Origin of the sequence: Candidatus Chlamydia corallus (assembly GCF_002817655.1) — a bacterium.
Classification (GTDB): Bacteria; Chlamydiota; Chlamydiia; order Chlamydiales; family Chlamydiaceae; genus Chlamydia; species Chlamydia corallus.
Genome location: NZ_NWQK01000002.1, coordinates 1 through 11,959, shown reverse-complemented (window position 1 = coordinate 11,959; position 11,959 = coordinate 1). Strand labels below are relative to the sequence as shown.

Here is an 11,959-nt window from a genome sequence, read left to right as displayed (position 1 = left end):
GAGAGATCATGGAGAATCTAGAGACTTTTATTTTAAAAATTTACAGAGGTATTCCAGGTAAGCAATACTGGGAAAGGTTCGAGCTTCCTTTACATCCTGGAGAAAATATCATTAGCGCTCTTATGGAAATTGAAAAGCGTCCGATAAATATCTTAGGGGAAAAGGTCAATCCTGTGGTTTGGGAACAGGGCTGCTTGGAAGAAGTATGTGGGTCATGCTCTATTCTTGTCAATGGAGTCCCTCGTCAGGCATGTACAGCACTTATCCAAGAATATATCGATGCAACGCAATCACGAGAAATTGTCGTTGCTCCTCTTACAAAGTTTCCTTTAATCCGAGATTTGATTGTAGATCGATCCATTATGTTTGATAATCTGCAAAGCATTCAGGGTTGGGTAGCTGCGGATATTGAAGGGGAGACCTTTGGTCCTAGGGTCACTCAGGAACAGCAAGAGCTTCTTTATGCATTATCGCAGTGTATGACGTGCGGTTGCTGTACGGAAGCTTGTCCCCAAATTGATAATAAAAGTAGCTTCATAGGTCCTGCAGCAATTTCTCAAGCGCGTTATTTTAATACCTATCCTGGGGATAAGCAGTCTAAAAGAAGGTGGCAAGCTCTTATGGGCAAAGGAGGAATTGAGGGTTGTGGTCAGGCTCATAACTGTGTACGTGTTTGTCCTAAGAAACTTCCCCTTACGGAAAGTATTTCTGCTATGGGTCGTCAAATTGCGAAGTTTTCTTTAAAAAGTTTATTTTCAGCACTTTTTAAAAAGAAAAGATAGCCTAAAAAAAGTCTTTTGGCAAGTGGCTACGGTAGCCTGGAGGCGGTGGCATGCCGTAATCTATAGGATTTGCATAGAGAGTCCAGGGTCTTGACGTTGAGAACACCTCTTGGATGTTATCTAAAGGCTGTCCTTGTAGCCCTGCATAGTTAAATTTCCAAAGATCTATCTCTGTGGTTCCTGGGTTTAGGATGAATCCAAAATAAATATAAGGCCAGTTACTGTCTCCAAAAAGCAAAGGAGCGGGATAGGCAAGATGATGATGTCTCATTGCTGTTGCTAGGCGGAGGTACATGTCTTCTTCGGTATAGATTGTTTGATAGCTTTGCATGAGTAGCCCTTTATAGAGATGCCTTAGATTCGCTGATGAGAGCAGCGTCATTTTGGGGACTGTTTTCTCTATGAGAGTGCGGAATTTATTGTAGGTAATTCGTGATGAAATTCCAAGATATGAAGAGATGTTTTCTAAGACCTCAGGAAGTTGTTGTTCTGAAACATAAGGCACTTCGTTGACCATATGATGTAGAAGACGCCGTATATATATTGGAGCTGCAGTCTTATCTTCGGTGAACAAGGAGTTTAGAAAACGAGATCCTTTGTCATAGAGTTCAGGAAGAGTCAGTGTATAGTCCGAGCAGAAATCGTGAAACTCATGAGCAACATGTTGCAACGCATATTTTTTACAAAAGTTCTCTATGAAAGCATAGATACTTGGCTGAGGCAATAGAGTGTCGTAAAGAAAATCTTGGTGTTGTTTTACCCACACATCACGAAGCCAAGTGTAGCTATACCAATCATTATCCCAAGCTTCTCTAAATAGAGGAGATCCTGCAATTATAGAAAAAACATGTGTTGGCGATGAGCTAAGCAGAGAATGAGAGCCCTCTTCTAGATAACTTTTAATTCCTGTAGGGAGATCTTTAAGAGCATCTGCAAAAAAAGCTGCTAATTCATGAGGGTTTTCAGGGTGCTTCTCTGTACGTGTTAGAGGTTCAGAGCTTTCAAAATAATCTGAAAGAAGAGTATCCACGGTTCCTCCAGAAACATAGACCCAGGGAGTTTGTGATAGCTGATCTAAGTTATTCAAGATGGATGGAGGCACAGGAAGCTGATAGGCTTCTAAAATTCTTGTAAGCACAGCTTGTTGGAAAACATCTGTGTGCAGCATGGCAGTGATTTTATGGACGAGCCGAGATGTTTCTTTCTCTAGATTTACAACAGCATGCTTCTCAAGGAGCTCTGATTCTGTGGAGGTGAAAAATTCTGAGAGGAAATTTATAAATTCATTAATCGAGTAGATGGGAGACCATGTATGTGGATGTGTTCGCCCATGAGTGAAAAGAATACGGAAACCAGCGGGAGCATCTGCATAGAGATGAGCAAACTCTTGGATGAAGGCATCGTAAGAACTACGGAAGTATAGTGGTATTTGCTTTGTATAGAAAGCTAGGAGGAATTCAGGAAGGTGTAGAAATTTTTTTGCTTTTTCTTGAGCACTATCCCAATCATAAAGAGCTTTATTGAGTTCTTGGCGGAAGCGCATGTGGTCCATCGTCAAAATCTGACTGTCCTGATTGTTGAGGGGATTGCGCATGCGCCCCTCAATGTATTCTAATTGGCTGCGTGCTTCATGATAGGTTTGCTCACACTGTTGTACTAACACTCTGATGTTGTCTACCTCCTCTTCAACAAAGTTTGTCACTAGAGAAAGAAAACTATGAGGGTCTTTGCTTTGCCAGCCTAAGGCAATATGGATGTGGTGCAAGGTTGTAGGTTGACTAGCATCAGCGAGAGTCGCTAACGTATATTCCCAAGCTTTCAGTAAAGGATTTTGAGTGTCATGGATAAAAGCAGATTTTGCTTCTTCATAGGCATGTAAGTAGTGATATACCCTTTGGATTTCTGAAAGTTCTCTAGGGTGTTGTGTTGAGAATAAAACTTGTTCTTTGGTGTATAAGCCTTCTTTCAGGTAAACAGCTTTTACAGTACTTTCGTGTAGCTGATAGTAATGTAGTAGTGTCGATTTAATAATATCATTGGTAGTTACGGTTTGATGGATATTTTGTAGTTTTTGAATCAGGTATTCATGAGATAGTAGTTGTTGGATTTGTATTTGAGGATTACCAAGAGTTGTAATGAGATTTGCAGCTGAAAAGGCTTTTTGGAGCCCTGGGGATGAAGCAAGCTTAGCAAGGGGATCAGGGTAAAGATCAAGGATCCTCAATGGTTTAAAGAGCTCTCCAATGCATCCCGATAGATTTATAGGAACCGTGATTTCTCGTTGACCTACGATTCTAGAAAGTTTTCCACTGCTAAGCAAATCACTGAGATCTTTAAGAAAACGTTCAGGATATTGTTGGTGGATGAGAATAGCGGGGGCAGTAGCAAAACAGGAACCCACATCTTGACGAAGGTAGGTAAAAAGTGCTGTTAGTACAGCTTGACGCACATGAATGCTAGAGAGAACAGTCTGTGGGTTCAAAGCTAACGTATGACGGATGAGTTTTTGGATTGTAGAGTATGAAGGAACAAAGAGAGTCTTAATGCTTTCTTTTATTTTGGGGTTTTCTTTTAGAGTTTTCAACATCTTAAGGAGATGTTCACGAGCTTTTGCTTCATTATGGCGATGAGGTCCTAGGGGATAAGTACATTGTGAAAGATGGTGAATGGCTTCGACGAGCTTTACTGTGTCGATTTCACCATTGTCTGCTAAGATATAGTTTGCCACTTTGCGGGCGTGATTTAAGTTCTTAGCTGCTAGAGGTGACTGTAGGGCTGTAGTACGATATGCTTTAAATAACATAGCATCTTCGGAACAGAAAATCTCCTCAAGAGGATTTTGATTCTGGTTGGAGATCAGAGAATCGAAAACAAAAATATCCAAGCGTGACATAGGATGTAGAAGATAGTTATCGAGATATTCGTTTGCTGTAACACGAATACATGTTTCTGTCACTGATATCCTCCTCTACTATTTTTGTAGATCTCAGAGCAATTCAAAAGGCGTGTAGGTTCATGAAAAGGAAAGGACAGTCAAAGTTCCGTCTGCGGAATGTTCCGTTTCGTTGTTTAAGATCATTGTTAACGAATCAATCAGGTTATCTGTATTTAGAGGATCTAAGGGATCTTTTAAGAGCTCTTCAATAGGAAGCTGAGAAAAGTAATTTACAATGTCTTGGTCTCCAGTGACGCAAATAAGGCGATCTCCAGGTTGTAACGTTTCGTGCGTCTGTAAAGGAAGACGCAGGAAAGATTCTCCTCGTTGTAAAAATATTGTAGGAGCTCCCTCACTTAAAGAAAGAAGCTCTATGGATCGATCTTCTCCTGAATATTTAATAAAAGTCATCGCGACTGTAGCCTCATTTCCTTCTGTCGTTTTTGAGAAGCTTTCGGCAGTATCGGTGCTGATTTTTTGTAATGAAGAGTCCAAGGAAGCGTAGGCAAGAAAAAGGCTCCGTGCTGATAAAGCATAGAGGTATGAAGGAAGACCAATAGCACCAGCGAGGCCTATGATGCCTAGAAGGGTATGGCCATCATCTCGGACTGTCCAGCCGTTAAAATGGCCTGAAAGCTGCTTTCCTCGAAGATGCTGGGAACTAAAGGTAACTTTAGAGAACGTAGGAAAATCAGGACTTAGTAGAGCGCTTTGCAGGGAAGATAAAATCCCCAATTCCTTTTGTAATTTTTCTCCTGACTGGTAGTCGATATCTGCTTTCTCTATGGAATTCAACAAGAGTAGGAGAGTACAATTGAAAATATTTCCTAGTTCATTGAATTCATAACCATAAGGCTGAGGTTCAAACCGTACATTATGGTTCCCTCGCCAGGCAGCTTCCATACAAAAGGTAAGTTCCTGCAGAGGTTTGTTAAGTCTTGTGCTGATCTTAGAGAAAATCCACCACATGAGCAGGAAGGCAAGTACGTAGAATAAGCAAATATTCAGAGGGAGTTTCAAGGTTGAATAGATGAGATCAGAAACTGGAATTAAAGATAGGGTGAATATCCCTTGAATAGGAATTTTATTTAGTACCAATCCTATATAACGTTTGTTGTTGATTATCATGCTGACCAGGTTCTCTCCACCGAGGATGGAAGGAGCTTTCTGAATCTCTACGGCAGAGGAGCTTCTTGGTTGGAGTTGAGGTAAATTAGGGAGATCTAGAGAAAATGCAGAGGGAGTCCCGCAGTTCTGAGCGCAGAAAAGGACTTCACCATACTTATTTACAAGGCAGATATTTCCTTTTGTGATGTGCAGCGATTGGAATAAATCTTTCTGTAAAAAGGACATGGGGTAGAAACTTACGAGAAGCCCTGCAGTAGTTGGAGAATCCCAAGATTCGATATCTTCAACTAGGATAAGATAATGTAGAAGAGGCTCGGCTGGGATTGTTAACAGAAAGGCTTTTCCCGCAGCTATGGATAGCTTTTTCTTCATTTCGGGATGTTGTTTTAGATAGCGGATGAAAGGGTCCCCTGGATTTTTAGTCTTTATAGATCCGTCAAAGGGATCTATCAGGCATAAGGAGAACTCGGTATCGGATAGTGCCATCATTTCATTGTATGCTTGTGTATAGGGCTCTGTAGAAGGAGCTCCATATGACTTCAAGGCTAAAGTGTTGGCAAGCCTATTGAGGAAGAGCTTATGGATAGTCAGTTTTTTGTCGAATTCTATACTTAAGTTAGTAGCGTGGGTATGGAGGACCTGTACTAAATTTGCTTTAGCAGCAGAAAATGAGAAAAATCCTACTACCATAAGATTCAGCAGTAGGGGAATAGGAATGACTAAAAAGAAAAAGAGTAGAACACGTTTGGTAAAGGTATGCTTCATGGTTCTAATACCTTTAATATTAATAAAGTGATGTCATCATGTTGATGTGAATTTCCTACGAAAGTTTTTACGCTCAACATTAAGCTATGGACAGCATCGCCAGCACTTTTCCCTACCAATCCTTGAACCGTCTGTTGTAAGCGCTCTTCTCCAAACATATCGTTATTGCTATTATAAGCTTCTGTAATGCCATCAGAATATAAAATAAAAAGAGACCCTGGCTTTGGATGAAATGACTTTGAGGTAATGTTAGGAACTTCAGGAAGGAAGCCCAAAGCCATTCCAGGATGGAATAGAAAAGAGGTCTCGCCATCAATATCTAAGTAACAGCCAGGAGGATGTCCGCAAGAATAATATTCCATAGTGTTGGAAGCTTGATGGTAACAGTACACACAGAGAGTCACAAACATTCCAGAGGTTTTTGTATTGTTATAAAATAAACGTGACGTTTCTTGGATCGCAGCTTGGAGAGATAAAGAACGAGAAAGAAACGTTCTGAGCATATTTTTTAGAAATAGCGAATACCCACAAGCGTTTACACCTTTCCCTGAGGCGTCAGCAACAATAAGGAATAAGCGTGACTCCGAACCTTCTCCTACCACAAAGACATCGAAAAAATCTCCTCCAACAGTAATTGCAGGGATATAGGCCTTTGCTAGTTCTGTATGAGGATAGGTAGGAAGAGTATTAGGAAGAAGTCTTTGCTGTGCTTGCTCTCCTAAATATAAAGCGTTCTGCGCGCTTTCTTTCATCTCAAAATTAGTCTTGGCAAGGGATTGCTGTTGGTGGAGGTTATTCACCATGGCATTAAAAATATGGCCAAGCCTGTTGATCTCAAACCCTAAAGAGTCATCAGTATAAAGATAGTTTGTATGTTTTCTAGATTCTATCATAGCTGTAGCAAGTTTTCTGATTGGTAAGGACAATCGTTTTGCTACAATAAAGGCAATGAGACTTCCTAAGAGAATACAAAAGAAGTAGGCAGTGTACATCTTAGCTCTGCGCCGTAAAGGAGCGAAGCTCTCTTCTTTCCTGGCATAAGAAAGGACTGCAATATCCAGACTGGGGACATTTTCAATGAAACCCCAAATCTCTGTATCTTTGATTTTAAAAGAATAGAAATTATTTCCAATGCTAAGGGGGGATAGAATTAGAGGACTTAATTTTGAGTCTATAGGGCAGATGTCGTCATTGAGAAAAACTTGGCAGAATTTTTCTTTCGTCACATCAGGGTAGACGGTATGTAGATGAAGAGCAGGATCAGAAGCTTTTAAGATGACTCCATATTTTGAAAGGATGGCAGTTTGTACAGTCAGGTAGGCTTGTTTGTTTATTAGGAGATCTTTGAGTAAGCTTTCTGCGCTGAAAGTAGTATATAAAACTCCTTGCAGTTCTTGAGTTTTGGCATCAAAAATGTTGGCTTGCATTACAGAAAAGACTTCCTGATTTCTAGGCGATTGTTTTAAGGCTGCTAAAAATGGAGTATTCTCAGGAATGTCTATTTTGTGATTATAGTTTTCCCCTAAGTGTTCAGGCACGCTAGAAGCAACAACAATTTTATCTCCATTAGAGAGTGTCTTAATTAAGGAGATTTCACTATAAGTGCCCTGGAATACTTTCTGCATCTCATTGCTAAGAAGAATATTAGGAGTATCTGGAATCCCAGCATCTAAATCTAAAACATCAGAAAATAGAGATAGAACATCAACATTCAAAGGGACAATCTGAGTTAGAGTATTAGCTTTGAAAGCAGCGTTTTCTTTTAGTGTAGTAGAGATAGCAGAAACTGTTGTGCGGTATTGGTCTAAGTTTAACCAGACAATATTGATCCCTAGAGGAGCAATAATAGCAACGGCGCAAGCCAACCACAAACGGAACCCTATTGTTTTAGTAAAAGGGATCATGGGTATTACGGCGCTCTATTCTTAAGGCTATTATCCTTGAGAAGGAACGTCTTTCCTCTAGTGTTTTGTTTCTTATGCAGTATAAAAAAATTTGCTTAAGGAGACATCTACTATTTCTTTTATGCTAGCTATATCTCAGTAAATTAATTACTTGCAATGGAGATCTTATTTTTTATCTTGATTCCCTAGCTTCTTTTAAACCAGGTGGATATTTGAGAATTTAGAAAATAAGCATTGTTAAAGCTTTTGTTTTTTCATTGTAATACGTATGTATTGTGGTTTTAAAAAGGTATTTTCTATCGTCACCAAGAGCAAGGAGTCTATAGTGCGCATACATCGAGAATTGTCGAAACGTCATTCACAAAAGCACCTTTGTCAATGGTCTGCTTGTACCTTACTCTTTATTATTCCTAATTATGAATGCTCTGCAAACGATCTTATAGATCTCAACATAGATACAGAACCTTTGATAACATCTGTTTCTGGAGATGGTTCTCTTGCTGTTGGCACACTTCGTAAACTTGGATCTAATCCAGGACAGTATCAGCCATTTAAATATGACTTACCTACTCGAACACTAACAACACTTAATGTAGAAGTCACAGGCGAAAGTGGCTATGCTTATGGCATATCATACGACGGCACTGTCATTCTCGGGGCCTGTAGGGTGGCTGCAGCAACGTACAATGCTGCTAAATGGGCTGCTGACGGGACTCGGACAAAACTAGATGGACTTACAGGAGCTAAGCACAATGAAGCTCACAAAATTTCTAAAGATAAGAAGGTTATAATAGGCTTGTCACAAGATACATCTGGGAATTTTAGAGCTGTTACCTGGAAGAATGGAGCAACGACGGCTACACAATTGCCAGATATTACAGGAGGCTCTGAAAATTCTTATGCTCATGGAGTCTCTGATGACGGCTCTATCATTGTCGGCACTGTACAAAGTAGTACCACGAAAAAAAACCTCGCTGTGAAATGGGAAAACAATACTGTTACTTCCCTGGGAACTTTAGGCGGCATTGGTTCCGTAGCACTCTCTGTTTCTGGCGACGGAAAAGTGATAGTTGGCTCTGCTAATACGACTACTGTAACAACGGGTGGAGTTCAAGAAACACATGCGTACATGTATAAAGATAACAAAATGATAGATTTAGGGACTTTAGGTGGTACAAATTCTCTAGCAACAGCAGTCTCTGGAGACGGTGCTGTCATTGTAGGTAGTGCGCACACATTAGACAACGAGACACACGCTTTTCAGTATTATGATGGAGTCATGAAAGATTTAGGGACTTTAGGTGGTTTAAGTTCTACAGCAGCAGCAGTCTCTGCGGATGGTAAACTTATCCTAGGAAGATCACAAATCGCTGGCGGTGATTGGCATGTGTTCATGTGTTACACTGATTTCGCATCTAAAAAAATGCTTGATCTCGATAATACCTATGAAACTTTGGAAGAGAATCATGGTCAGCTTAACTCCCTATTCAACCTACAAAATATGATGTTACGGAGAGCCTCTGAACATGAGTTCACAGAGTTTGGAAAGAATAACATAGCTCTTGGTGTGGGATTCTATGTAAATGCCTTGCAGAGCGTGTCTAGCAATTTGGCGACACAATATATTGGAATGGCGTACAAGGTACATCCTGAATATCGTTTCGGCATATTTTTAGATCACAATTTTAGTGCTCATATCCCTAATAATTTTAACGTAAGCCATAACAAACTATGGGTGGGAGCCTTTATTGGATGGCGTGATTCTAATGCTTTAGGATCTAGTGTAAAGGCATCTTTTGGCTATGGAAAACAAAAGGTCACTATTACTAGAGAGAAGTTAGAGAATACAGAACTAGGTAGTGGAGAGAGCCATTTTGAAGGGGCAACTGCTCAGATAGAAGGACGTTATGGTACAAGGCTCGGAGCAGGTGTTAGAGTACAGCCTTTCTTAGGATTACAATTTACACGCATTACAAGGGACGAATATGACGAATATACTGAAGATAGAGTCCATTTTCCTGTACACTATGATCCTGTAGATTATTCTACAGGAGTCATTTATTTAGGATTAGGATCACATGTTGCACTTGTTGATTCTTTACATGTATCTACACGTATGGGCATGGAACAAAATTTTGCTGCTCATATTGACAAATTCTCAGGATCGATACCTTCTGTTGGGAACTTTGCTTTTGAAAAACTAAACATTACTAAGACAAGAGCATTTGCTGAAATGCATGTCAACTTAGAGCTCTCTTATTTACAGTCTCTAAATCTTATTTTAATCGTTAATCAACAGCCTCTACGGGGCGTTATGGGATTTTCTAGTGATCTTAGGTATTCGGTAGGATTTTAATGACCACAATTTGACTTTGTTTCAAATATCTATATTTATAGTAGATAGGAATGAATAGATGTAAATCTGTCTCAGAATACGTTCTGAGCATATTTTTCTTGCTTGTGACCATCTCTGAATATGAGTATAGTCAGAAATTCTGCGTTGCTAATTCAGTGCTTAAGCAGATCCGAAACCTTTAAAAAAGTTAGGTTGCATATGAAATTTATGAAAGTCCTCAATCAATGGATTTATCGAAGAGATCTTTGGGTAACAACATTCTTGCTAACAGCAGTTCCAGGATCTTTTGCAAACGCTCTTGTAGATATAGCAGGAGAACCTCGGATGTCTGCTGAAGCAACAGGAGTTTCTGGAGATGGTAAAATTATCGTAGGAATGAAGACCCCAGATGATCCTTTTAGTAGAGTTGTCGGATTTCAGTATGTAAATGGGCACTTAGAAACCTTAGAGGCACTGAGTCTTAGATCATCTGTATTCCCTCATGCTGTAACTCCTGATGGGACAATTATTGTAGGTACGAATTATGACTTTATGATGGGTAGCGTTCCTGTGAAGTGGGTAAATGGCAAGATTTCAGAACTCCCGTTACTCCCTGGTGGCATAGAGGCCTCAGCAGAGGCTATTTCTGCAGATGGAAGAGTGATTGTAGGTAATGGCAATATAAATCTTGGAGCTTCTAGTGCTGTGAAATGGGAAGATGGAGTGGCTACACAACTTAAAGCTCTTCCAAGTTCTATGAATGCATATGCCCATGGAGTCTCTGGAGATGGTTCTATCATTGTAGGAACCATGGTAGATGTTGAATGGCGAAACACTGCAGTGAAATGGACGACCGATCAGGTCATCGCCATTGGTAATTTAGGAGGAGCTACCTCTAGTGCTAAAGCAATTTCAACAGACGGCACTGTGATTGTAGGAGGTGCTGAAAATAAAGATTTCCATACACATGCCTATGCTTATAAAAACGGCACTATGAGTGATCTAGGGACTCTTGGAGGTTTTTATTCTCTAGCAAATGCAGTATCTTCGGATGGTTCTGTCATTGTAGGTGTAGCTACTAACTCTGATCACAAAAAACACGCTTTCCAATATGCTGATGGAAAAATAGTGGATTTAGGAACTTTAGGTGGTGATGAGTCTTACGCTCAAGGTGTCTCTGGAGATGGTAAGGTTATTATCGGTAAAGCTCAAATACCATCTGGAGATTGGCATGCATTCCTCTGTCCTTTCCAAGCTCCAAGTCCTGGTCCTGTCCAAGGGGGAAGCACCATCGTAACCAGCCAACGTTCTCGTGGAATGGTAGATATTAACACTACGTACTCCTCATTAAAAAATAGTCAGGTGACACTTCAAAGATTGCTCACGCAATATGGTGCAAAAATCTATGGTGGTTCCTCAGGGGTTCCTTCTTTTGCAAGTGTTAGAAATAGGAGCTGGGAACAAGTTTCTTCGCTGCAAAATGATGTCCAGAAAGGGACTGTTTTAAGTTACAGTTCTCAGATTTATGGTAATCTGCAACAGAACCAGTTGCTTACAGGAGCTTTTATGGATTGGAAACTCGCCTCAGATCCTAAGGCAAGCTTTAAAGTAGCTTTCAGCTACGGTTCTCAAGATGTTATTGTAGGACGCGCGGCTCTTGCTTACACAGAACAAGGCTTAGGAAAAAGTGTCTTTTCAGGTTTTGGAGGACAAGTTCAAGGACGTTATGATCTCCCTTTGGGAGGGACTATTGTTATGCAACCCTTTATGGGACTTCAAGTCCTTCACGTTAGTAGAGAGGGATATTCTGAGCATAACGTACTGTTTCCTGTAAGCTATAATTCTGTAGCATACTCAGCAGCTACAGGTTTTGTTGGTGCTCATGTATTTGCTTCGTTAACACCAGAAATAAAAGCAGTAGCAACGCTAGGTTTAGAGCAAGATCTTAGTTCGCATGTAGATGATTTTACGGGATTGGTCTCTACATTGGGACACTTTGTTATAGAAAATTCTGCACCGATCTCTTTAAGATCTTTTACTTCGCTTACTATGTACTACGACTTGCCGCAACAACAGTCGGTGACATTGTCAGTAGCTATGAACCAACAGC

At 40.3% G+C, this 11,959-nt stretch carries 6 protein-coding genes; 3 read left to right on the top strand and 3 right to left on the bottom strand.

The window, feature by feature from the left end; genetic code table 11:
* The first annotated feature begins 8 nt into the window (after nt 1-8).
* Nucleotides 9-782, top strand: a complete 774-nt coding sequence (gene sdhB / locus CMV32_RS02415; protein ID WP_192940640.1) for a succinate dehydrogenase iron-sulfur subunit — start codon at nt 9-11, stop codon at nt 780-782.
* 1 nt (nt 783) lies between these two features.
* Here the strand turns inward: sdhB and CMV32_RS02410 are convergent, their stop codons facing one another.
* The 3 genes from CMV32_RS02410 to CMV32_RS02400 form a co-directional block, all read right to left on the bottom strand.
* Nucleotides 784-3,675 carry a hypothetical protein gene (locus CMV32_RS02410; RefSeq protein ID WP_100934657.1) on the bottom strand — a complete coding sequence of 964 codons (2,892 nt, stop codon included), beginning with the start codon at nt 3,673-3,675 and terminating at the stop codon, nt 784-786.
* A 120-nt stretch (nt 3,676-3,795) separates the two neighbouring features.
* Complete coding sequence (locus tag CMV32_RS02405; protein WP_100934359.1) at nt 3,796-5,610, bottom strand: PP2C family serine/threonine-protein phosphatase; 1,815 nt, start codon at nt 5,608-5,610, stop codon at nt 3,796-3,798.
* Nucleotides 5,607-7,514: a PP2C family protein-serine/threonine phosphatase gene (locus CMV32_RS02400; protein WP_100934358.1), complete on the bottom strand. Its 1,908-nt coding sequence runs from the start codon at nt 7,512-7,514 to the stop codon at nt 5,607-5,609. The genes CMV32_RS02405 and CMV32_RS02400 overlap by 4 nt, the downstream gene beginning before the upstream one ends.
* Nucleotides 7,515-7,839: 325 nt before the next feature.
* Between CMV32_RS02400 and CMV32_RS05415 the strand changes: the two genes are divergently transcribed.
* Nucleotides 7,840-9,870 (top strand): autotransporter domain-containing protein, encoded by a 2,031-nt coding sequence (locus CMV32_RS05415; RefSeq protein WP_192940639.1) that lies wholly within the window; start codon nt 7,840-7,842, stop codon nt 9,868-9,870.
* A gap of 198 nt (nt 9,871-10,068) precedes the next feature.
* A partial coding sequence (locus tag CMV32_RS02390) for an autotransporter domain-containing protein (protein WP_239923141.1) occupies nt 10,069-11,959 on the top strand: 1,891 nt, incomplete at its 3' end.